The organism is Niastella koreensis GR20-10 (assembly GCF_000246855.1).
GTDB lineage: Bacteria > Bacteroidota > Bacteroidia > Chitinophagales > Chitinophagaceae > Niastella > Niastella koreensis.
In genome coordinates, this window is sequence record NC_016609.1 from 1,239,717 (window position 1) to 1,261,707 (window position 21,991).

19 protein-coding genes are annotated in these 21,991 nt (G+C 45.4%); 11 read left to right on the top strand and 8 right to left on the bottom strand.

What is annotated here, in order from left to right:
* The first annotated feature begins 27 nt into the window (after positions 1-27).
* From groL to NIAKO_RS04995, 4 genes are all read left to right on the top strand, one after another.
* Positions 28-1,665, top strand: coding sequence for a chaperonin GroEL (gene groL, locus NIAKO_RS04980; protein ID WP_014217302.1), 1,638 nt, complete (start codon positions 28-30; stop codon positions 1,663-1,665).
* 106 nt (positions 1,666-1,771) lie between these two features.
* The gene (locus NIAKO_RS04985; RefSeq protein ID WP_133055327.1) at positions 1,772-2,233 is read left to right on the top strand and encodes a hypothetical protein; all 462 of its coding nucleotides are present in this window, start codon (positions 1,772-1,774) and stop codon (positions 2,231-2,233) included.
* 135 nt (positions 2,234-2,368) lie between these two features.
* Entirely contained in the window at positions 2,369-3,184 is an 816-nt protein-coding gene (locus tag NIAKO_RS04990; protein ID WP_014217304.1) for a TapB family protein, read from the top strand.
* Between the two features lie 89 nt (positions 3,185-3,273).
* Positions 3,274-3,915, top strand: a complete 642-nt coding sequence (locus NIAKO_RS04995; protein ID WP_014217305.1) for a hypothetical protein — start codon at positions 3,274-3,276, stop codon at positions 3,913-3,915.
* A gap of 7 nt (positions 3,916-3,922) precedes the next feature.
* Here the strand turns inward: NIAKO_RS04995 and NIAKO_RS05000 are convergent, their stop codons facing one another.
* Complete coding sequence (locus tag NIAKO_RS05000) at positions 3,923-4,555, bottom strand: DUF6266 family protein (RefSeq protein ID WP_014217306.1); 633 nt, start codon at positions 4,553-4,555, stop codon at positions 3,923-3,925.
* 497 nt (positions 4,556-5,052) lie between these two features.
* Between NIAKO_RS05000 and NIAKO_RS05005 the strand changes: the two genes are divergently transcribed.
* The gene (locus NIAKO_RS05005; protein WP_014217307.1) at positions 5,053-6,327 is read left to right on the top strand and encodes a metal-dependent hydrolase family protein; all 1,275 of its coding nucleotides are present in this window, start codon (positions 5,053-5,055) and stop codon (positions 6,325-6,327) included.
* Between the two features lie 24 nt (positions 6,328-6,351).
* On the opposite strand, the gene NIAKO_RS05010 is transcribed toward NIAKO_RS05005, so the two are convergent.
* Complete coding sequence (locus tag NIAKO_RS05010) at positions 6,352-6,858, bottom strand: cupin domain-containing protein (RefSeq protein ID WP_041348012.1); 507 nt, start codon at positions 6,856-6,858, stop codon at positions 6,352-6,354.
* A 44-nt stretch (positions 6,859-6,902) separates the two neighbouring features.
* A complete protein-coding gene (locus NIAKO_RS05015; protein WP_014217309.1) occupies positions 6,903-7,919 on the bottom strand; it encodes a hypothetical protein in 1,017 nt (338 codons plus the stop codon).
* A gap of 115 nt (positions 7,920-8,034) precedes the next feature.
* On the opposite strand from NIAKO_RS05015, the gene NIAKO_RS05020 reads away from it, so the two are divergent.
* The 3 genes from NIAKO_RS05020 to NIAKO_RS05030 all read left to right on the top strand — a co-directional run bounded on the left by NIAKO_RS05020 (position 8,035) and on the right by NIAKO_RS05030 (position 10,681).
* The gene (locus NIAKO_RS05020) at positions 8,035-8,367 is read left to right on the top strand and encodes a hypothetical protein (protein WP_014217310.1); all 333 of its coding nucleotides are present in this window, start codon (positions 8,035-8,037) and stop codon (positions 8,365-8,367) included.
* Between the two features lie 217 nt (positions 8,368-8,584).
* Positions 8,585-9,073 carry an FKBP-type peptidyl-prolyl cis-trans isomerase gene (locus NIAKO_RS05025; protein ID WP_014217311.1) on the top strand — a complete coding sequence of 163 codons (489 nt, stop codon included), beginning with the start codon at positions 8,585-8,587 and terminating at the stop codon, positions 9,071-9,073.
* A 180-nt stretch (positions 9,074-9,253) separates the two neighbouring features.
* Positions 9,254-10,681: an L-serine ammonia-lyase gene (locus tag NIAKO_RS05030; RefSeq protein ID WP_014217313.1), complete on the top strand. Its 1,428-nt coding sequence runs from the start codon at positions 9,254-9,256 to the stop codon at positions 10,679-10,681.
* A gap of 268 nt (positions 10,682-10,949) precedes the next feature.
* Here the strand turns inward: NIAKO_RS05030 and mqnE are convergent, their stop codons facing one another.
* On the bottom strand, positions 10,950-12,119 hold the full coding sequence (gene mqnE / locus NIAKO_RS05035; RefSeq protein ID WP_014217314.1) for an aminofutalosine synthase MqnE: 1,170 nt from the start codon (positions 12,117-12,119) through the stop codon (positions 10,950-10,952).
* 193 nt (positions 12,120-12,312) lie between these two features.
* Between mqnE and NIAKO_RS05040 the strand changes: the two genes are divergently transcribed.
* Together NIAKO_RS05040 and NIAKO_RS05045 are read left to right on the top strand one after the other, a co-directional pair.
* Positions 12,313-12,501 (top strand): hypothetical protein, encoded by a 189-nt coding sequence (locus tag NIAKO_RS05040; protein ID WP_107685665.1) that lies wholly within the window; start codon positions 12,313-12,315, stop codon positions 12,499-12,501.
* A gap of 177 nt (positions 12,502-12,678) precedes the next feature.
* Positions 12,679-13,887: a nucleoside permease gene (locus NIAKO_RS05045; RefSeq protein ID WP_280513742.1), complete on the top strand. Its 1,209-nt coding sequence runs from the start codon at positions 12,679-12,681 to the stop codon at positions 13,885-13,887.
* A gap of 183 nt (positions 13,888-14,070) precedes the next feature.
* On the opposite strand, the gene trxA is transcribed toward NIAKO_RS05045, so the two are convergent.
* On the bottom strand, positions 14,071-14,388 hold the full coding sequence (gene trxA / locus NIAKO_RS05050; protein WP_014217316.1) for a thioredoxin: 318 nt from the start codon (positions 14,386-14,388) through the stop codon (positions 14,071-14,073).
* Positions 14,389-14,581: 193 nt separating this feature from the next.
* Positions 14,582-18,223, bottom strand: coding sequence for a DNA polymerase III subunit alpha (dnaE, locus tag NIAKO_RS05055; protein ID WP_014217317.1), 3,642 nt, complete (start codon positions 18,221-18,223; stop codon positions 14,582-14,584).
* A gap of 465 nt (positions 18,224-18,688) precedes the next feature.
* Here dnaE and NIAKO_RS36395 point away from each other — a divergent pair, with 465 nt between their 5' ends.
* The gene (locus tag NIAKO_RS36395; RefSeq protein WP_014217318.1) at positions 18,689-19,372 is read left to right on the top strand and encodes a C40 family peptidase; all 684 of its coding nucleotides are present in this window, start codon (positions 18,689-18,691) and stop codon (positions 19,370-19,372) included.
* Positions 19,373-19,602: 230 nt separating this feature from the next.
* On the opposite strand, the gene NIAKO_RS05065 is transcribed toward NIAKO_RS36395, so the two are convergent.
* Both NIAKO_RS05065 and NIAKO_RS05070 read right to left on the bottom strand, forming a co-directional pair.
* Positions 19,603-20,052: a sensor histidine kinase gene (locus NIAKO_RS05065; protein ID WP_014217319.1), complete on the bottom strand. Its 450-nt coding sequence runs from the start codon at positions 20,050-20,052 to the stop codon at positions 19,603-19,605.
* A gap of 427 nt (positions 20,053-20,479) precedes the next feature.
* Positions 20,480-21,973: a lipopolysaccharide biosynthesis protein gene (locus NIAKO_RS05070; RefSeq protein WP_014217321.1), complete on the bottom strand. Its 1,494-nt coding sequence runs from the start codon at positions 21,971-21,973 to the stop codon at positions 20,480-20,482.
* Positions 21,974-21,991: the final 18 nt, after the last annotated feature.

A 21,991-nucleotide genomic window follows, 5' to 3' on the forward strand; every position in this document is an offset into this window, starting at 1 on the left:
ATTAAGTAAAATTCTCAACTGAATAATATGGCAAAACAACTTTTCTTCGATATCGAAGCCCGCAATAGAATGAAAAAGGGTGTTGATGCTCTGGCCAATGCCGTAAAAGTAACTTTAGGCCCCAAAGGCCGTAATGTAGTACTGGAGAAAAAATTCGGTGCTCCTTCAGTAACAAAAGATGGTGTTACTGTAGCAAAAGAAATTGAACTGGAAGATCCCATTGAAAATATGGGTGCTCAAATGGTAAAAGAAGTAGCTTCTAAAACTGCTGACATTGCAGGTGATGGTACTACTACTGCTACCGTTCTGGCACAATCTATCATCAGCGAAGGTTTGAAGAACGTAGCTGCCGGTGCTAACCCAATGGACCTGAAACGCGGTATCGACAAAGCTGTTGAAGCAGTTGTTGAAAACCTGCAAAGTCAGTCACAAGCTGTTAGTATCAACAGCAAACAAATCCAGCAGGTTGCTTCTATCTCTGCCAATAACGACGAAGCTATTGGTAAACTGATCGCTGAAGCTTTCTCTAAAGTAGGTAAAGAAGGTGTTATCACTGTAGAAGAAGCAAAAGGTACCGATACTACTGTTGATGTAGTAGAAGGTATGCAATTCGATCGTGGTTATACTTCAGCTTACTTCGTTACCAACAGCGAAAAAATGCAGGCTGAACTGGATAACCCATACATCCTGATCTATGACAAAAAGATCAGCGCCATGAAAGATATTCTGCACATCCTGGAAAAGGTAGCACAAAGCGGCCGTCCTTTGCTGATCATCGCAGAAGAACTGGAAGGTGAAGCACTGGCTACCCTGGTAGTTAACAAATTGCGTGGTACCCTGAAAGTGGCTGCTGTAAAAGCTCCAGGTTTCGGCGACCGTCGTAAAGAAATGCTGCAGGATATCGCTATCCTTACCAAAGGTATAGTTATCAGCGAAGAGCAAGGTTACAAACTGGAAGGCGCCGATCTTACTTACTTAGGTCAGGCTGCTTCTATCACTATCGATAAAGACAATACTACCATCGTAGGTGGTAAAGGTAAAAAAGACGATATCAACGCCCGCGTAAACCAGATCAAAGCTCAGATCGAAGTAACCACTTCAGATTATGACAAAGAAAAATTACAAGAGCGTCTGGCTAAATTAAGCGGTGGTGTGGCTGTACTGTACGTAGGTGCTGCTACCGAAGTTGAAATGAAAGAGAAAAAAGATCGCGTTGACGATGCACTGCACGCAACCCGCGCTGCCGTTGAAGAAGGCATCGTGCCTGGTGGTGGTGTAGCTTACATCCGTGCTATCGCTGGTTTAAACAAACTGAAAGGTTTGAACGAAGATGAGACCACCGGTATTGCTATTGTAAAACGCGCTATTGAAGAGCCGCTGCGTCAAATCGTTGCCAACTGCGGTATCGAAGGTAGCATTGTAGTACAAAAAGTTAAAGAAGGTGAGAACGATTACGGTTTCAATGCACGTTCAGAGAAATACGAGAACCTGCTCCGCGCTGGTGTAATCGATCCTACTAAAGTTACCCGTATTGCTTTGGAAAACGCTGCTTCAATTTCTGGTATGGTACTTACCACTGAGTGTGTAATTGCCGATAAACCTAAGAAAGAAGAACCCCATGTACATGGCGGTGGCGCTCCTGGTATGGGTGGCATGGATTATTAATCCAAACTCGCTCCAATATAGGTCCCTCCCGATTGTATCGGGAGGGATTTTTTTGTCCTGTTGCGAATTCCCTTTTCTGCTAATATCTTGTGACAAATCCCTGCCCATGAAATTCCTCTTACTCTTAGTGTGTAGCCTGTCTTATGGCTTTTTAACGGCGCAGGATTGCAAGGAACATCTGCTTATGCAAAAAGGAGTTCAGTTGGAATATAGTGTGCATTTCCCCAAATTAGATTCCAATGGATACAAACTGGTTTCCCGACTGCTTTTTGAAGTAAACGAGGTGAAGGACAGCGCCGGTGGTAGGTGGAGCTCCATTACAAAAAGGGGCTATAGCGTTGCTGAAGAAAAAAAGTACGAACGAAAGATTGTATTGCAATGTGACGGCCAACACCTGCTTATTCCATATGATTTTTATTATTACGATACCATTTTTACAAAAGATATACATAAAGCAGGACAGGTGCAGGATGAGTTTGGTTATGTGATAGCGTTTACCCCGCTTACTGATGCAATAACCTATATTGTTCCGTTAGCTTTGGACTGTGTTGTTGGTTTGACAGGTTAGTTTTGGATGTATTTCAATAAGGAAACCGGATTGGTAAAACTGCAGGATAGCCGCTATTATAAGGGGTATATAGAACTAAGCAGCATAAAGAAATAAAACATATTATTTTTTTAACTTGCGCCCAAATTCCAACTCATGAGATTTTTATTGTTGTTTGTTCTTTGTGCAGGTGTTATTGACTCAAGGGCCCAAAATTGTAGTAGTAGTGCTTTAATGACGAAAGGCGCCAAACTGGAATATATGGTGTACACTCCCGGATACAGAGATGAAAAAGCATTGAAAATGACCTTTGAGGTAACCAATGTTGCTGATAGTGCGGGTGGTACATTCAGCACGATCACAAAAAAAGGTATTGGAATAAAAGATGCAGAAAATGACCATTATGAGAAAACCATCCGGTTGCAATGTGATGGAAAAAATCTGTTGATCCCATTCGATTTTTATTCCGCAGATACAACCTGGTTTAACGATGCCAGTAACACGATCGTAAAAAGACATTTATTTTATACCGGTAATGCCCCTATCGCAGATCCTGATGCGCATTATACTATACCCCTCGTTCTTGAAGGAGCTGCCGGTTTAGCAATAGCCACTAAACAGATTAAACAGGCTTTTACAAAGACCGGTGAATTGCCTACCCAGGGAACCGATGGCTGGCACAAGGTAAAAGGAGAATCCGGCATTTGGTCCAAAGATTATGAAATGCTTACCATTATTAAAGCTATTAAAGTAGCCGGTAAGGAAAAAGTGACAACTGCTGCCGGTACGTTCGAGTGTTATATAATCAATGTTGATTGTGATTTCCAGTTTAATGGTGCTACCCTGGTAAACAGGTATACGATGCGTTATAATCCCGAAGCAGGATTGGTAAAAATGGAAATTGACATGTTTAGCGGTAATAGAAAAATCGGCAGATCAGGCTCTGTTGAATTGCTTAGCGTTAAGAAATGATTGCGGGAGCAGGCGCCTGTTGCCATCCCATACAGTTAAAATATTATTGCCCAAATATTCGTACCTTATAGGCAATCAAATTTGCCATCATGAAGCACATTGCCTGGTGTTTGCTGTTGCTGTGCCAGTGCGCCCTTGGTCAAGCCACTAAAGAAGATGACCAGAATACCATTACCGGAAATCCTTATTTGTTTAAAGACTGGTGCGATGGGGTAGTGCGGTTTACCAGCGGCAGAACGCTGAACCAGTTTAAACTGAAATTCGATTGCCTCAAGAACATGCTGTTGCTGGAGTTCAATGGCAATGCCTTTGCTGCGGAAAGCAAAGTGCAGGAATTTGTAATGTATCCCAAAAAGAAAGATTCCCTGCTGTTTCGCCGGGGATTTCCCACTACTGAAAAAACTTCCGAAAACACCTACTTCCAGGTGCTGGTACAGGATAAGGCTTCCCTGCTGAGGCTGATTGCCCGGAATATTGTTGAAGAAAAACAGGTTGTTTCAAACGGCCGGGTAAACCGCCGCCTGGAAGAGGTTGAATTTTATTACCTGCTTCAAAACGGCGTCATGACGCTGTTACCGGACGACCGCACCGAACTGCCCCAACAATTTGGCGACAAAAAAGAACCTATTGCCGCGTTTATAGCCGCGCAGCAATTAAGAATGCACACCCCCGAAGATTTTGTGCAGGTAGTGAAAAAGTATAATGAGTTACTGGGCGCGCCTAACCCTTAAGGGCGCGTTATAATTCAACAGTGCCCATATACACGCTTTCCGACTGTCTGCTACGGTCATGCGCAACAAAGGCTACATAGATATGAAAGGTGCCGGTTTTGCTCTCTATTTTCAGGATGTCTGAACCGTGGGCTCTTGCCCGGCCGTACAGGTCGTCTACCACTTTGTATTTTTCAACATTATAGGCCAGCATCATAATCTGATCGCCTTCATGCGAAATATCATCAATAAATTGGGGGTCCCAGGTAAATTGAATTTGTTTTCCTTTCAACCTGGTCATCTGTAAATTATTGGGCAGAGGAAGATCGCCCCAGCTCAGCTTCACCCGCGCCGGGTCAATAGCCAGTGTTTCTCCTTCGCCTGTAATGGCATTCTTCAGCAAATAAGACTTGGCGGCAATAAATCCTTCCGATTTGAGGCTATACCCTTTAAATCCGATCCTGACAAAATCCTGAACGGGCTTCAGCCACTGTTGAGATAATGCCCATTTTTTCCGGTTTGCCAGTTCCCCAGCAGTTGGTGGAATGGTTCTTTTTTTAGGAAGCGAGCGCATGTAGGGGATCCCTTTCCAGGATGCGCCGATAACGGTACCCACTTTTCCCTGGAAGGGACCAGTGATACCCTGGTTGAATTTAGCCATGGTTTTGGTTTTGATTAGGGTATGAATATAGTCTATTCCTGATATGTTGCCAAATAAACAGGGACCAAACCCGGAGGTAACGGGGACATAACAGGGGAAAAGCCCCTATAAGGTCCCTGTTTGGTCCCTGTGAGGTCCCTGTGAGGTCCTTGTTAGCTGATGAAAAAAGGCAGAAGGCAGCGGGCAAAAGGCAGAGCGAAGACCTGTCAGGTGTGTACTGGCTGGCTGAAAAGATTCATTTACGAGGAGGGATACTATAAAAAAATAAAGGGGATCCGCCTACGGACGGACCTCCCTTGCCTGGGAGTAATCGTTTGAGTGTTTTGTGGTCTCAAAGCTTACTCGTCACGGATCTGAAACGGGTTAAAAAGGGAGCGGGTAACTTGTACAGGACGCCTGAATGTTTTAATTAGTTGTCTTGAATTAGCGAATGTTAATAAGTTCCCCGATTTGATAACGTCAGAGGTGTGAAATTGCCTGTATAATAAACCCTGTCAATGACTACCCGCTTTCTTGTTTCCTGCTTATTATTACCTATAACCATGCTGGCTACCACCCTGCTACAGGCCCAGGATACTCTTTACTTACTGCAACCCGACCGGGTATTCGATGGCGGACAGCTGCACGAAGGCTGGCAGGTGCTGGTAAGAAACGGTTTTATTGAATCGGCCGGCACCCAGGTGAATGCACCCGCCAATGCCCGGGTGTTGCGGTTAAAAGGCTGCACCCTGCTTCCCGGACTGATTGAAGGCCACAGCCATTTGTTTCTGCATCCTTATAATGAAGTGCCGTGGGACGACCAGGTGTTGAAAGAATCCCGCGCCGAGCGTACAGCCCGTGCCGTTACCCATGCCCGGGCTACCCTGCTGGCCGGTTTTACCACCGTACGCGACCTGGGCACCGAAGGGGCGGAGTACGACGATGCAGGCTTAAAAACCGCTATAGAGAAAGGTGTTATCCCGGGGCCGCATATGCTGGTTGCCACCCGCGCCATTGTGGCAACAGGCAGCTATGGACCTAAATCTGCTTCTGCCGATGTGGACTATCCCAAAGGTGCAGCCGAAGTGGGTAATGCGGCGGAATTGGAGAAAGAGATACGCACACAAATAGGCAAAGGCGCCGACCTGATTAAAATATATGCCGACTATCGCTGGGGACCTAACGACGAAGCAAAACCTACGTTTACCCTGGCCGAACTAACGCTGGCAGTGGAAGTGACCCGCAGTAGTGGCCGTGAGGTAGTAGTGCATGCCGGTTCGGCAGAAGCCATGCGACTGGCCATTATGGCCGGGGTAAGCACCATTGAACATGGCGACCAGGGAACCCCGGAGGTATTTAAACTGATGAAAGAAAAGGGTGTGGCCTTATGTCCGACTATAGCGGCGGGTGATGCCGTTTCGCAATACAAGGGCTGGGTAAAAGGCAAACAGGAAGAACCGGAACGAATTCAAACCAAACGTAAAAGCTTTGCGGCGGCACTGGCAGCCGGGGTTACTATTTGTATGGGTGGCGATGTGGGCGTGTTTCCGCATGGCGATAATGCGCGTGAAATGGAAATGATGGTAGCGTATGGGATGAAACCGATAGATGTATTACGCGCTGCCACTTCGGTAAATGCCGATGTATTCAACATTGCTGATAAAGCGGGAAGAATTAAAGTTGGATTACCTGCTGATATTCTTGTGGTGGAAGGCGATCCTGCCAGTAATATTTCTGCGATAAGAAAAGTAAAGCTGGTGATGAAGGATGGGAAGATTGTAGGAAAAGGTTGATCAGTTAACTGGTCAACCTTTAATTTATATCGTAAGTTCTTTTATTAGTTGAGCATGCCCCGGGTAAGCAGTTAGCAACTCCTTCTGTGTACCCAACTCAAAATCGGTAAAATCAAAACCGGGGCTTACCGTACAGCCTGCCAGGGTATATTCGCCACCAGGCGCCAGGCGGGCGGCAAACCAGTTGCCGGCTGCTATTACACATTGAAAGGTTTCGTTGTTATCCGGATCGCAGCCAAGACGGTGTTCTATCAATTTTCCCTGCTGATCTATTTCATAAACGATGAGGGCATCTCCGTAATAGAAATGCCATACTTCATCGCTTTTTATTTTGTGAAATGCCGAGAACTGGTGCTGTTGTAGCAAAAAGTAGATGCTGGTGCAAAAGTTACGGTCGCCACCAAAGCCACCGGGAAGGGCCGACAAAGGCGCCATAACCGGCGACCGGTAAATTTCCCTGAATGCGCCCCCTTCAATATGGGTCGCCAGTTGAAGTTTATTTATCCAGTATTCGGCAGTTCGTCTATTCATATTGTTATCCTGCTGTATGCGTTCAGCGTTCAGCATTTAGCTTATTATTCTACAGTAACCACTTTATCGCGGCGGGCGCCCCAGTACCAAAAGTGTAAGGAGTCTTTGATGCGGGCCGTATCGGCGGGTGAACCTGGTAAGGAGATCACAATTCTGAATAGATTGGAATCAACCGCTTCCATTTCAACTTTTGGTTTTAATTTATCATACATGTCCTGCGCCGTTTTTCTGAGTTTGGTTGTTTGCAGGATGTATTTGAACGTTCTGCCGGCGCCTGCTGTAACCGGGGCGGCAGGAGTAGTGGCGGGCGTGGGCGTAACAGCCGCCTTATGCGTGGTATCTGTTGCGTTTGCGCCTGCCATATTGCTGTCTTTCTTAACTACATCATTCAGCGCTTTCTGCGGATCATTTATATTATGCAGGTAAGTTGAAGTGCGCTGGGTATCCTGCTCATTGGTGGTGGAGTTGGATGCTGTACCAGGCTCTGTTTTTACTTTGGAAGTGAACAGGCTGTAACCACCCCAAAGGATAATGCCTATCCCTACTACCAGGCCAAAGCCGATGGCCGTACGCCTGATGGACGCATTGCGGCGTTCGTGCGGATCTTCATCAAAAACCGATTTTCTTTTAAGCGGTTTTTCCGGGTCGTGCTGATCAACAGAGGTGAGTGGGGTAGGCGCTTCCAGGCGCTGCACAACCGGCTGGCCGGGTGTAAACTCATAAACGCCTTCTTTATTCTTATGTAAAGTGCCAATGCCTTCGATGTGAAAAGGTTTGCCGATGTTGAGCATCAGCTTGCCATCTGCAACAAATGTCTCCAGGTCCGATTCAGCCAGCGGTCTTATTTTACCGGTATGTTTGCGGATAAACTCAATGAGTTGTTCATCCGGCCGGGTAATAGCTTTCTGGGCGAAATGGATGTGTTCAATAAGGTCACGCGAATTCTTATCCGCAATGGTTTGCACGTCTACCACATCACTAAGATAAAAGCTTCCAATACCTGGTAAGTTCAATACCCTGTGCTGGTAAAAATACTGTGCTACTAGAACGGAAATTTTCAAGAGATTAAGGATTTTTGATGTAAGTTAATCATATTTTGACTGTGCTACAAACACGTGGGGTGAAGTTATTATTTTTGCCGGACGTTTTATTCGTTTGTGGATTAATTTATTATGCATGCTTAACGAACAGGAAAGGCAGTTTTTGGAGTACTGGGAGGCGAATCGCTTACGCGAAAAAAAGCTCAATAAACAGCTGTTGATGGGGCTTCCCATTGGGCTGCTGTTTGCAGTTCCCGTATTAATTTTATTATTTTCAGGTAAATTCTGGTATACGCGCGCCAATATGGAGGCTAACAGCCAGAGTAGTCCTGTCATACTAATGATTGCTGTAATGTGTATTGCGGTGTTTGTGGCTGTGTTTTATAAACGCCATCAGTGGGAGCAACGGGAGCAGCATTATCTGGAACTGAAGGCGAAGGAGAAGGAAGAAGAGGGCAGTAGGCAGTAGGCAGCGGGAAAAGGCAAACGGCAGACAATCCGTCGCGGCAAACCTGAAACCTGTAACCTGTAACCTGAAACCTGGAACCAGCTTTCTACTTGCAACCTAAAACCAGAAAAGTGCAACTAATAATTTGCTGTTACTCCCCTTTAGGGGGCGGGGGTACGCAGCTATCATCTTTAAACCATTGTCTTGTACCAGGGATAACAAAACAAAACAATTTCTAATGAGAAATCTTGTTTGGGGCTTACTGTGCTTTGTGCTATTAAATGCTTGTAAAAAAGATAGCGGTTGCGGTTACAGCGATCAAAAGATCGTGGCGCCGGTAGCAGAACAACAGGCGGTGAAAGACTATCTTACTTCCAATAATATTAATTCCGCGCTTAAAGATTCCACTGGTTTTTATTACGAGATCCTGAATACCGGTGATGGTACCGGTACACCCGGGCTTTGCTCCCAGGTTGAATTAAACTATACCGGTCAACTTACCAGCGGGCATGTCTTCGACCAGGCCAATACTGCCTTTACCCTTGGCGCTACCATTGAAGGGTTAAGAAAAGGCCTTCCTTTAATTAAAAAAGGCGGACATATAAAACTGTATATCCCACCCACGCTGGCATATGGTAATACCGACGTAAAAGATAATAGCGGAACGGTGGTCATTCCGGCTAATTCCATTCTCATTTTTGATATAACGATGAACTCGTTTTACTAAAAGAGGCAATGGGCAGAGGGCAAAAGGCAAAAGGCCGCGACGCGGCAACTAAAAAACTAAAGAACTCAATAACTTACGAACCTAATAACTTAGAACAGGTAACTGCTTATAAACCAATCTTAAACTTAACTAAAGCTAACAACTGTTTTAGCTTACATTTGCCCTAAAACGTATAGCCCTTTGCCACACGAATCCATTTCCATATTTGATATATTCAAGATAGGTGTAGGTCCATCGAGTTCCCATACCCTTGGCCCCTGGCGTGCAGCCCAGCTTTTTTTGCAATCAATCGAAAAAAATCATCACATCACCCAGGTAGCATTCCTACAGGTATTGTTATATGGTTCACTGGCCAAAACCGGTAAAGGACATGGTACTGATTTAGCTGTGCTGATGGGATTAAGTGGTGAAGATCCGGTAACCTGCGATGTAGCATCTCTCGATGATAAAGTGCAGCACATTCGTACCACCCAAAGGTTGTTGTTGCAAGGCAAACATGAAATTGCTTTTGATCATGCTACTGATGTAGCCTTCCTGTACACAGAATCGTTACCCTATCATCCCAATGCATTAACGTTCCTGGTTACCTTCTACAATGGAAAACAACTGGCTGCTACCTATTATTCGGTTGGCGGCGGATTTGTACAGCAGGAAGGTGAAAATACCACTACTACCAATGCGGTACAACTGCCCTTTCCTATCAATACGGCTGATGACCTGTTACACTGGTGCCGTAAAACCGGCTTAAGCATCAGCGAAGTGGTGATGGAGAATGAGAACAGCTGGCGCACAGATGAAGAAACCAGGAAAGGCGTTTTGAAGATCTGGCAGGTGATGAAGGAATGTATGTTCCGCGGTTGCCATAGCCAGGGTATGTTGCCCGGCGGTTTACAGGTTAAACGCAGAGCGGCCGATCTCAATAAAAAGCTTTTAAAAGACAGAACCTATACTGACTACGATAGCTGGATCCACGCCATCCGGGCGGGGGGCAGCGATTTCAAATATATTTTGGACTGGGTAAGTTGTTTTGCCCTGGCTATTAATGAAGAGAATGCCTCGTTTGGCCGCGTGGTTACTGCACCTACCAATGGCGCTGCGGGCGTAATACCGGCTGTGCTGCATTACCTGGTGGTATTTTGCGATGGGTATAACGATGACAAGATCATGCAGTTTATGCTGACCGCTTCTGAAATTGGCAGCATCTTTAAAAAGGGGGCCACTATTTCCGCTGCTATGGGTGGCTGTCAGGCCGAGATAGGCGTGTCTTCTGCCATGGCTGCAGCGGGACTGACCGAAGTGTTGGGCGGCAGTCAGCGTCAAACTATGATGGCGAGTGAAATTGCCATGGAACATCACCTCGGGCTTACCTGCGACCCTATTGGCGGACTGGTACAGATTCCCTGTATTGAAAGAAACACCATGGGAGCTATTAAGGCTATTACGGCATCGCAACTGGCGCTGCAAAGTACGCCCGACTTTGCCAAGGTTTCACTGGATACAGTGATAAAGACCATGTGGGATACGGCTGTTGATATGAGTCATAAGTATAAAGAGACGTCGGAGGGAGGATTGGCAGTGCATATTCCGTTAAGCCTTCCTGAATGTTAGGTGCAGGTTGATAGAGTTGACACGGTTGATAGAGTTGATTTACCGCTTGCGGGTTTACGATTGCCCCAAAAGAAATTGTTGCTTACGATCAGTTAAGCGCTTTGCAGTTTATTGAAGGCAGGAATATTGATCCCGGGGTAGTTAAAAGCTGGTTTACTACGAGACAAACATGGAAGTTTGTCGTGAAAGGGTAAAAGCCTAAAGGTAAAAGCCTAAAGCAAATACAGGAATTTGTATTGGCTTTAGGCTTATAGCTTTTGGCTTTCTTCTAATTCATTTGCGGATTTACATCTATCTGCTCTATATCCACCTCACTATAATCATGTAATATCTTGTACAAGGTGTCCCGCTCAATAGGCTTTCTTTTTGCCTGTTTAATCAGGGTAACCAGTTGAGCTGTGGTCATGGTGGGGGTTTGTTCTTCAGAACCGGCCATGGAGTAGATCTTGGTAGTATCGTCGATAGTACCATCGATATCATTCACGCCGAACGATAACGTCAATTGCGCATTATGGCGACCCAGCATTGGCCAGTAGGCTTTCAGATGCGGGAAGTTATCCATATACAACCGGGCAATGGCGTACATGCGCATGTCCTCAATCACGCTTGATTCGGGTACATTGCTCATGTCGTTCTCTTTATTGCGGAACTTAAGCGGAATAAAAGTATTGAAGCCACCGGTTTTATCCTGCAGCTGACGCAGGCGTTCCATATGATCTATGCGGTGACGGAATTCTTCAACATGGCCGTACAACATGGTGGCATTGCTGTGCATACCCAGTTTGTGTGCGGCTTCATGAATGGCCAGCCAGCCTTCTGCATCTACTTTATCGGCACAGATCTTTTCCCTTACTTCGGGGTGGAAGATCTCGGCGCCGCCGCCGGGTAAGGAATCCAGTCCGGCTTCGTGCAGGTATTTCATGCCTTCATCGGCGGTGAGTTTGGCTTTGCGGAACATATAATCCAGCTCTACGGGGGTAAAGCCTTTGATATGCAGTTCGGGCCGGTGCGCTTTTATTTTGCGTAACAGGTCGGCAAAGAACTCCATGGTAAGCTTGGGGTGAACGCCGCCTACAATGTGCACTTCGGTTACCGGTTTGCCATCATAGCTTTTTACGATGTTCAGCATCTGGTCGGTGGTTAGTTCCCAGCCTTCTTCCCGGTGTGCATACAGACGGGAATAGGAGCAGAAGGAACAGGCGAACACACACACGTTGGTGGGTTCTATATGAAAATTACGATTGAAATAGGTGGTATCTCCATGCAGCCGTTCCCGCACAAAATTGGCAAGGGCGCCTACAAGGGGCAGGCCTGCCTGCTCAAATAACAACAATCCATCTTCGGGGGTAATACGCTGTTTATTTACGATCTTCTCTGCAATGATGCGGAGGGCCGGATTTGTTTCCGCTGCTATAACCTGCTGAATGTTAGTACTCATTTTGATCTGGATTTTCTCTTCCTTTCGTTGTATAACACTAAAACGCGGGTAAAGTTACAAGAAAAAGGCAGACGGCAAACGGCAGACGGCAGAGAAAGCTGTCGTGAAATGGCAAAGGGCAAAAGGCAAAGGGAAAAGATTGAAAGGCATACCCCATTTACATATTGAACAAAGCGGTAATTGTTGGCCATGTTTGCAGGATCGCGTCACTCCACTGTACGAGCCGTTGATCGGAGACCCTGCTTTTGACCGGGATCAGGAACCGCAGCATAAAAAAGCACCCGATGGAAAGGGAGATGATGATGCCCGGTTTTATATGGAACGACGGCCGCATGAAGCAAATGTAGCTATTCGCCGCACCCTGCCCGTTGTAATACGGTAAAGCTTACAATTTGCCTCCTGAATGGCCCAACCTGCGTTCTCCTGTACTAAACCTTGTTTCTTGTACCTTAATTATTTATCTTCCGGTATTAATGACGGTAAGCACGGCTCACCGATTTTTCCAAATCAAAAAGAATATACTTTGAATATCAGGTTACGGCTCATTATTATGAACTTTATGGAGTTCTTTGTCTGGGGTTCGTGGTTGATTTCGCTGGGCGGCTATATGTTCAATGTGCTGCATTTTAAAGGCCAGGAGGTAAGCGATATCTATGGAACCATGGGAGTAGCCTCCATATTTACCCCCGCTTTATTTGGTATTGTGGCCGATCGCTGGCTGAATGCCGAACGGGTGCTCGGTCTTTGCCATATCATTGGTGCCTTACTATTGTTCTGGGCCAGCAAAGTAACCGACCCTCAAATGCTTTATTACATTATGTTGTTGAATTCTTTTATGTTCATGCCTACGATCGGGTTGAACAATACGGTGTCGTTTATCGTGCTGGGAAAAAGTGGGTTCAATATTGTAAAAGACTTTCCACCCATCCGCGTATGGGGCACTATTGGCTTTATTGCTGCGATGTGGATGGTTGACCTGTGTGGGTTTAACCTGAGCCCGATGCAATTGTACATCAGTGCAGGATCGGGCTTGTTGCTGGGGGTGTATGCGTTTACCATGCCCGGTTGTCCCCCGGTTAAATCGGCGGTAAAAAGAAGCCTCGCCAGTTCACTGGGACTGGATGCTTTGGTATTATTTCAAAGGAATAAGATGGTCATCTTTTTCCTGTTCGCCATGTTACTGGGGGCGGCGTTACAGATCACCAATACCTTCGGATCTGCCTTTCTCGGCGATTTTGCGAATACATATCCCGATGCGTTTGGGGTAAAGCACTCCAACATCTTAATATCGATTTCACAGATCTCCGAAACGCTTTTCATTCTGGCTATTCCTTTCTTCTTAAGAAGGTTTGGCATAAAACAGGTAATGCTGATGAGCATTTTTGCCTGGGTATTCCGTTTTGGATTGTTTGCGATTGGTAATCCCGGCAGCGGGTTGTGGCTGTTGATCCTTTCGATGATCATTTATGGGATGGCATTTGACTTTTTCAATATCTCCGGTGCTTTGTTTGTAGAGAAGGAGGCCGATATCAAGATCAGGGCCAGTGCGCAGGGATTGTTTATGTTAATGACAAATGGTTTTGGCGCCTGGGTGGGCAATAAGATCAGCGGACGGGTAGTGGATTATTTCACGGTAGATGGGGTAAAGGACTGGCAGTCCATCTGGTTTAGTTTTGCCGGTTATGCCTTGTTGCTGGGGATTGTTTTTCCGCTGGTGTTCAGGTATAAACATGTTCCTTCTGATGAAAAGGTGGCGGTAAGCCATTAGCCTGAACCGGGATTTCCGGGATATAAACTTATGTAAAAGGGCCAAAGCAGTTCTAAGCTGCTTTGGCCCTTTCCAGTAAATTTCAATATAGTTGTAAAATTGCCCGCTATGTAACCTGTGCCACTGGTTCAGACAAAAAAAGCGGCCATAAAGACCGCTTTTGAAATTCTTATAGTAAAGTACTTATATGTGTTGTTCTATCTTTTTTACAAAGTTGCTTTTAGGTTGTGCACCTACCAGCTTGTCAACTACTTTACCATTCTTTATGAAAAGGATGGCAGGGATAGAGGTAACTGCGTACTGAACAGTTACGTTAGGGTTGTGGTCAACGTTTACTTTGCCTACGTTCACTTTGCCGTCGTACTCTTTCGATAATTCTTCAATAACTGGTCCTATTGCGCGACAAGGACCACACCACTCTGCCCAAAAATCAACAATGGTTAATTTATCAGAATCGAGGACCTTGTCCTGGAAGTTTGTGTCTGTAAGTTCTAAAGCCATAAATATAAATTTAGTGTGTAAAGTTTATAAATAAATTCTTAAACGTTTTCCAAAGTTTCGATCTTCAAAAAAGTATTATAATAGCGTCGAAATCTGTGCCATACCATTTTCAGTCAAACCTGTCAGGTCATTCCCGCAATCTGTAACTGGTCTCAGGCATGACGTGACAGGTTTTGCACTGATCCAATGTATCTTATGCGGTCACTACCTGGATATCCAGGTCAGGACGACTGTTCAGAAAAGCAGCCATTTCGTCATTCATTTCAAATCCTGCCTCTACAGTCGCCAGGCTTACCTTGCACTGATTTTTAATATCTTTAACATTGAATTTCAATCTTGAACTGCCTGGAAAGGTTTTCAGGTTCTTTTCCAGGAAGTTGATAAGTTCTTCATTCACGTACCGTGCTTCAACATCAATAATAACCTGTTTTGTTAGATTTTGTTTAATGCCCTCCAACAAACTCATCTTTTCGATCTTGAATTCAAATTCGGTTTTATTGAACCTGGGTTTAAAGGCGCCGGTTATGAACAGGTTTTTACCCTTTTCGAGGTAGTTGAGAAAACGCATGTAGTCATCGCTCCACAGCATGAACTCGCTTTTACCGGAATAGTCCTCTATCCAGAAGGAACCGAACTGGCGGCCGGTACGGGTAACCCGGTGCTGGGCGTCTGTTACCAGCCCTGCCAGCCTGAATGGGCGTCCCGGGTTGGGCTGCAGGGCCAGGGTATCTTTTATTTCATTGAACTCGGCTACGGTAGTAATACCATAGTGTTTTATTTCAAACCGGAAGTGATCGAGCGGGTGACCGCTCATAAACATCCCGGTAACCTCTTTTTCATAGTTCAGTAACTCCGTCAACGACCATTGTTCGCAGGGCGGAATTTTGGGTGGTGGAATTTCCATTACCTCTGTAAGGCCGCCAAACAACGTATTACTGGTATTTACGTTCTGGGCCTGGTATATGTTGCCAAAGCGAACAATCTTCTCTAAACCGGAGCTGGTATCGTTCTGGGGGGTAAAGAAGTATTGCGCGCGGTGCAGATCGGTAAAACAATCGAAGCCACCGGCGTATACCAGACTTTCCAGCGTTTTCTTGTTCACGGTACGCTGGTTCACGCGTTTGATCATGTCGAACACCGATTTATATTCACCGTTCTTTTCGCGTTCTTCTATCAGGCTGTCAACCGCGGCTTCACCCACGCCTTTCAATCCGCCAAGGCCAAAACGGATATCCCCATTTTTATTAACCGAGAAACCTTTTTTCGATTCATTGATATCAGGCCCCAAACATTTTATACCCATTCGCTTACACTCTTCCATAAAGAAGGTGATCTTTTCTATGTTACCGGCGTTGTTCAAAACGGCCGCCATGTACTCAGAAGGGTAGTGGGCTTTTAAATAGGCTGTCTGATAAGCCACATAGGCATAACAGGTAGAGTGTGATTTGTTGAAGGCGTATTGGGCGAATGCTTCCCAGTCGGTCCAGATCTTTTCGAGCTTGTCAACCGGGTGGCCTTTTTCTGAAGCGCCTTTTACGAACTGGGCCTTCATCTTGTCCAGTACCGATTTTTGCTTTTTACCCATCGCCTTACGCAGTACGTCGGCATCACCCTTACTAAACCCTGCCAGCTTTTGCGCCAGCAGCATCACCTGCTCCTGGTATACCGTGATCCCGTATGATTCCTTGAGGTACTCTTCCATTTCCGGAAGGTCATAGGTGATCTCCTCCCGGCCGTGTTTACGATCGATAAAGTTAGGGATATATGCAAGCGGACCGGGACGGTACAAGGCGTTCATCGCAATGAGATCCGCGAATTGGTCAGCCTTGAGATCGCGCAGGTATTTTTGCATCCCGGGGCTTTCAAACTGGAACGTACCAACGGTTTCAGCCTTTTGATACAGTTCAAATGTTTTGGGATCGTCGAGGGGAATGGTTTCGATGTCAAGTTCAACTCCATGGTTCTCCTTGATCATGCGCAGGGCGTTCTTGATGATGGTAAGGGTTTTCAAACCCAGAAAGTCCATCTTGATTACGCCGGCGTCTTCAATCAAACTGCCTTCAAACTGGGTAACCCACAAACTGGAGTCCTTGGCGGTAGATACCGGGATCAGATCGGTGAGATCGCAAGGGGCAATGATGATCCCCGCCGCGTGGATACCGGTGTTACGCACCGAACCTTCCAGCCTTTCAGCCTCGTGCAGCACGGTGGCGTTTATGCCCTGGCTGTTGTATATTTCACGTAGCTTCTTAATTATTTCAATTTCATCGGGACCAATACCTTCTTTTTCTTCCAGCGATTTCTCGCCCTCTTTTGCGGTTAAAGGTGCATGTAATACGCGGCCCAGTTCAATACCGGGCTTTTCCGGTACCATCTTGGCCATGGCGTTCGATTCAACCAGCGGCAGATCGAGTACCCGCGCCACGTCCTTGATACTACTCTTGGCGGCCATGGTACCATAGGTAATAATCTGGGCTACCTGGCTTTTACCATATTTCTCTACTACATAGTCGATCACTTTTTGGCGGCCTTCATCATCGAAGTCCGTATCTATATCCGGCATCGATTTACGGTCGGGGTTCAAAAAGCGCTCGAACAGCAGGTTGTATTTAATGGGGTCGATATTGGTGATGCCGGTGCAATATGCCACGGCGCTACCGGCCGCCGATCCACGGCCCGGGCCGATGAAAACACCCCGTTCGCGACCCACTTTTATGAAATCGCTTACAATGAGGAAGTAACCGGCAAACCCCATGGTTTTAATGGTAAACAACTCAAAGTCAAGGCGTTCCTGGATCTCGGGTGTTATGTCTACGTAGCGTTCTTTAGCGCCCTGGTAGGTAAGGTGTTTCAGGAATTCCCACTGGTTCAAATTACTGTCATCGGAGATCTGGAATTCTTTTGGCAACGGGAAAGCCGGCAGCAGGATATCCTTTTTCAGGTTCAGTACTTCCACCCGGTCAACAATGATATTGGTATTATCGATGCTTTCGGGAATATCGCTGAACAGCTTCTTCATTTCCTCCTGAGTTTTAAAGTAAAACTGGTCGTTGGGAAATTTGAAGCGGCGGTCTTTTATATTGGTATCGTCGTTTACAAAATCATCGAAACCCGGTGTGCTTTTCTTTTCACCGGTGTTGATGCATAGCAGGATGTCATGGGCGTTGTAGTCGTCCTGGTCGGTATAATGGCTGTCGTTGGTTGCAATAACCGGAACATTATACTTTTTTGAGAACTTCAACAGCGTTTGGTTGATGATCTCCTGTTCTTTCAGGTTGTGGCGCTGGATCTCAATGAAATAGTCTTCGCCAAACAGGTCCAGCCACCATTTGAACTCGGCCTCGGCTTTTTCTTCGCCATCGTGCAGGATGGTTTGGGGCACATAGGCGCCGATACAGCAGGTGGTGGCGATCAGTCCTTCGCGGTATTTTTCAATAAGGCCTTTGTCAATACGGGGGTATTTGCTGTACATACCCTCTATATAGCCCAAACTGGTTAATTTAACCAGGTTCTGATAACCTGTTTTATTTTTTGCCAGCAATACCTGGTGATAGCGTTCGTCTTTTATTTCTTTGGAAAAGACCTTTCTGTGCCGGTCTTCCACCACATAAAACTCACAGCCAACAACGGGTTTTACCTTCAGGCTGCCATCTTCATTTTTGTGTTTATAGGCTTCTGCAACAAACTCAAAGGCGCCAAACATGTTACCGTGGTCGGTAATAGCAAGCGCCGGCATTCCGTCCTTCACGGCTTTTTTATACAATGACTGGATCGATGCCTGTCCGTCAAGCAACGAAAATTGGGTGTGAACGTGAAGATGGGAAAACTTACACATGTATCTATATAAAGTTAATTTGTTCTTAAGTATTACTTCTGTTGTCCTAAGTTGCTATTTCAGGTTCCAGGTAGCAGGGGCGCCGGTCACCGGGTTCCAGTTACCCGGATAAACACCTCATTATCAGTGAAAAGCTGCCATGTAATAAAACACGAAATTGTGGTATAAAGTTCTTTATTCAAAAGTGATTGGGAGGAATTTATATCCACACGGCCTGAATAAATATTTTAGGCTAAAGGCCAAAGGCTTAAAGCTTAGGGCAGGCGCGCGAATGGGCGGTTTTCGCCTTTAGCTTCCGCCTTCAGCCTTTAGCGGTTTTCCGCCTTCTGCATTAAGCGTTGGACGGTATTAAAAAATTTAATGCCATCCTGGCAATGTATTTGCTATTTTTGGGGCCTTGCCGTACCTTGTCAGACATGTTGTGACAGGTTTGAGCGATTTAATGGCAATTAAAATTCCCAGCCTGTGAAGTATCTGATTATCATTATATCCACCCTATTGGTGTTTGCTGAACCAGCATCAGCACGTCATCCATTTGGCCTTTATAAGGTATTCCAGGATGGCAAAAGCAAAAAGAAGACTGCTAAAAGCACTGCTGTAACTACCAGCAAATCAAAAAAGGTTGCAAGCCCTACCACTAAGCTGGCCGCATTAACTCCCGAAGAAGAAAATAAGATCGCCGAACTAAAGAACCGCAAAGTGATCGGGATTGAATTAAGCGCTCCCTTACAGTTTAAATATGCCATTTTACTGGATATTCCGGTAGAAATGATCAACGATAACAAATTGCTGGAGCTCATCGACAGCTGGTATGGCACTAAATACAAATATGGCGGCGATACGCGCGAGGGAGTTGACTGCAGTGGATTTACCAAGGCCTTTATGGCGTCGTACTACGATGTGACCCTTACCCGCAACTCGGCGGAAATGTATGCGAACAGCAAACACCTTAAAAAGAAAAAGTTAGCCCAGGGCGACCTGGTGTTCTTTAAAACCAAAGGCGCCAAAGCCGGTATTACCCATGTGGGCGTTTACCTGTGCAATAATAAATTTGTGCATGCTTCTACCAACAATGGGGTAATTATCAGTGACCTGGGTGAGGATTACTACAAATCAAAGTTTGCAGGGGGAGGGAGAGTGGTTAATTAGTTCTCAGTTCTCAGTTCAAAGTCTAAAGTTCAAAGTTTAGGGGTTTTAGGGGTCTACTGGAGCCGGGGTATGGAAAAAAGAAAAAAGGTTCAACATAAGATATTGGATTTACTTATACATTGAACCTTATCAAATTTCTTTTACTTGTTTTGGCTGTTTGCCTTGCCCGCCGGATCCGCCAGCTGGCGGAGCAGGAGGGCTGTCTGCCGTTTGCCTTCTGCCGTCTGCCTTTAAGCAGCTACCGAAAGCGTAATAACTGTTCCTTCGTGTTTTTGATTGTAGATATTGATATTTCCTCCCATGCTGCGGGCGGCTGCTACAACCTGCGAAAACCCATTGGCAACGGTACTATAAAAATTAGCTCCATTGTTGCGTACAATGATCTGCACGCCCTGGGGTTTTTTAACTGCTTCAATACGAACACACGCGTTGTGCGAACTAACGATCGCATTGTTCAGAAGATTTCCTACAATAAAGGCCAGTACCTGCTCATCGGCATTTAACTGAAAACTTTCATCCACGCTGTTGATAATAAAACTATGTTGGGTTACGGCCAGCGGAATAAAGCTGTGCATGAGCTGATCTACCAATTTGTGAAGGGGTACGGGGGCTACGGGGGGTACGGTACTTGTTTGAGTGAATACTGGTGCCGGGTGTTGGGAAATTGACAAGCTTTTCATAACAGGATTATTAATTGATATAAGCAAATCGAAAAGAGTTCAAAGGGATACGAACTAAAAACGGAATTTAATGCTACGAATCAACTATTTTCTTAGGGACTGGCTGCTTTCATCAGATACCTTGACCAAGAACTCCATGCATTCCGTAATGCTGAATCAAAGTAACGACGTGAAAGAGGCGATCGCATCAATGGTTGCAGTGTTATAAAAGAAAATAGACTAAAGCATAAATACCCACTAGGGGTTTTTCTGTAAAAATGCCCGTTCGTTTTACGCAAACGATTACACTGGTTTTGAGTATAAATGGTAATTATACACTTATCAATGTTTATCTGACAATTAATGAAGCCAGAATGTTAAAACATTCCTAATGGTGCTGAACATTTTTAGCAGGTGTTGCTGAATATTTTTAGCAGGTATTGCTGAACTATTTTAGCTTCAGTCGTTTTTTAATTGTATCCCACACAGGTAATACATCTGGTGTTAGTTTAAAATACAATACGCCTGTTGCAAATAACAAACAGAATACTGTACTGCGCAGCACGAGCCATACAAATCCCTGGAAAGAATCAAACAACAGGAAGCAAATGCAGAAACAGACTGCGGCCAATAGAAGTGAGTATACAGTTTGCCGGGTAAATGGCTGTAACTGGAATTTCTTTAAGAGGAAAAAATACCGGATGCCATTGTACACAACGATGGCAATAAGATTGGCCACCGCAGGCCCCAGCTCTTTCATATCTAAGGTTAATACATAGTTCAACGGAAGTGTAAGCAATAATAGAATTACCCCACTGAAAAGCTCTACTTTCCAGTAAATGCTGGTAGCAATGATCTGGGAATTTAAGCCGGTGCCCATATCAATCACTTTGGTAAGACCAATGAATAAGAAAACAATCCGGGCATCGAGATAACCCTGTTTTAAATGAAAGGTGAGCACACCATCGGTAAAGTTGAGCGAGATCAACAGGTAAATGGCCAGGCCAAAGATCAGTTGATTGAGGCTGCTGCGTTGGTAAATGCGGTTGATTCGGCCCAGGTCCTTGTCTTTCCAGGCCTGCGACAAATGACTTATAGCGGCTGCACTAATGGCGCGTTGGGGGGCAAACACCAGGCTCGACATATTTTGTGCCAGGGTATAAATGCCCACGTACTTCATCCCTTCCTTTACCACGGCGCCAATTACAAGCGTATCAAATGCACTTGAAATGTTTACCACCAAAAAGCCCCCCCATACTAACAGGCAGGAGCTGATTATTTTCTTCCTGAATTTTTTTGTTACCCGGCTGATGGTAAAAGTAAAATGCAGCTGGCGGGTGACGATCAGATATATTACCAGCGTTACTGCAATGCCAAGATAGGTGAAGGCATATATTTTAATGAACAGGTCGAAGTCTTTTATGAAGTGAAAGGACAACAACACGATCAGGACAGTAGCCAGTAACCTGAACAGGATCTCCTTGGTGAAAGTGGTGAACACCGATTTACGCAACTGCCAGGCAAATGCTTCTAATATAGTATAGATGGAGAAGCCAAAGCCAAAAGGAAAAAGCCAGTAATAATATTGCACTACCTCGGGGGAGTGCTCGTTGTATTTCTGTATAAAATAGTCCTTGAATACAAGTCCGCCGGTCATCACTAAGAGAAACCCTGCAAAGCCGGTGACCAATGCCAGGGTGAACATGTCGTTTTCTTTAGGCTCCAGGTTATCCTTGTAATACGGATAGAATTTATAAATGTAGTAGGAGAGCCCCAGGTTTGAAAAGGAGAGCATGACGGTGGCAAAAGCCTGAAATGCTCCTACTATCCCATATTGTGTTTCAGAAAATCCTTTTGCATACAGGTAAGTATTGAAAAATCCCAGCCCCATTCCTATATACACCAATATGGAAGAAATAATACTTTGCCGCCGTAAGCTCATTATAAATTCTTAGTTTTT

Coding starts and splice junctions, on each gene's coding strand:
- groL (WP_014217302.1), top strand. CDS start 28: ATGGCAAAACAACTTTTCTTCGATATCGAAGCCCGCAATAGAATGAAA.
- NIAKO_RS04985 (WP_133055327.1), top strand. CDS start 1,772: ATGAAATTCCTCTTACTCTTAGTGTGTAGCCTGTCTTATGGCTTTTTA.
- NIAKO_RS04990 (WP_014217304.1), top strand. CDS start 2,369: ATGAGATTTTTATTGTTGTTTGTTCTTTGTGCAGGTGTTATTGACTCA.
- NIAKO_RS04995 (WP_014217305.1), top strand. CDS start 3,274: ATGAAGCACATTGCCTGGTGTTTGCTGTTGCTGTGCCAGTGCGCCCTT.
- NIAKO_RS05000 (WP_014217306.1), bottom strand. CDS start 4,555: ATGGCTAAATTCAACCAGGGTATCACTGGTCCCTTCCAGGGAAAAGTG.
- NIAKO_RS05005 (WP_014217307.1), top strand. CDS start 5,053: ATGACTACCCGCTTTCTTGTTTCCTGCTTATTATTACCTATAACCATG.
- NIAKO_RS05010 (WP_041348012.1), bottom strand. CDS start 6,858: ATGAATAGACGAACTGCCGAATACTGGATAAATAAACTTCAACTGGCG.
- NIAKO_RS05020 (WP_014217310.1), top strand. CDS start 8,035: ATGCTTAACGAACAGGAAAGGCAGTTTTTGGAGTACTGGGAGGCGAAT.
- NIAKO_RS05025 (WP_014217311.1), top strand. CDS start 8,585: ATGAGAAATCTTGTTTGGGGCTTACTGTGCTTTGTGCTATTAAATGCT.
- mqnE (WP_014217314.1), bottom strand. CDS start 12,119: ATGAGTACTAACATTCAGCAGGTTATAGCAGCGGAAACAAATCCGGCC.
- NIAKO_RS05045 (WP_280513742.1), top strand. CDS start 12,679: ATGGAGTTCTTTGTCTGGGGTTCGTGGTTGATTTCGCTGGGCGGCTAT.
- trxA (WP_014217316.1), bottom strand. CDS start 14,388: ATGGCTTTAGAACTTACAGACACAAACTTCCAGGACAAGGTCCTCGAT.
- dnaE (WP_014217317.1), bottom strand. CDS start 18,223: ATGTGTAAGTTTTCCCATCTTCACGTTCACACCCAATTTTCGTTGCTT.
- NIAKO_RS05065 (WP_014217319.1), bottom strand. CDS start 20,052: ATGAAAAGCTTGTCAATTTCCCAACACCCGGCACCAGTATTCACTCAA.
- NIAKO_RS05070 (WP_014217321.1), bottom strand. CDS start 21,973: ATGAGCTTACGGCGGCAAAGTATTATTTCTTCCATATTGGTGTATATA.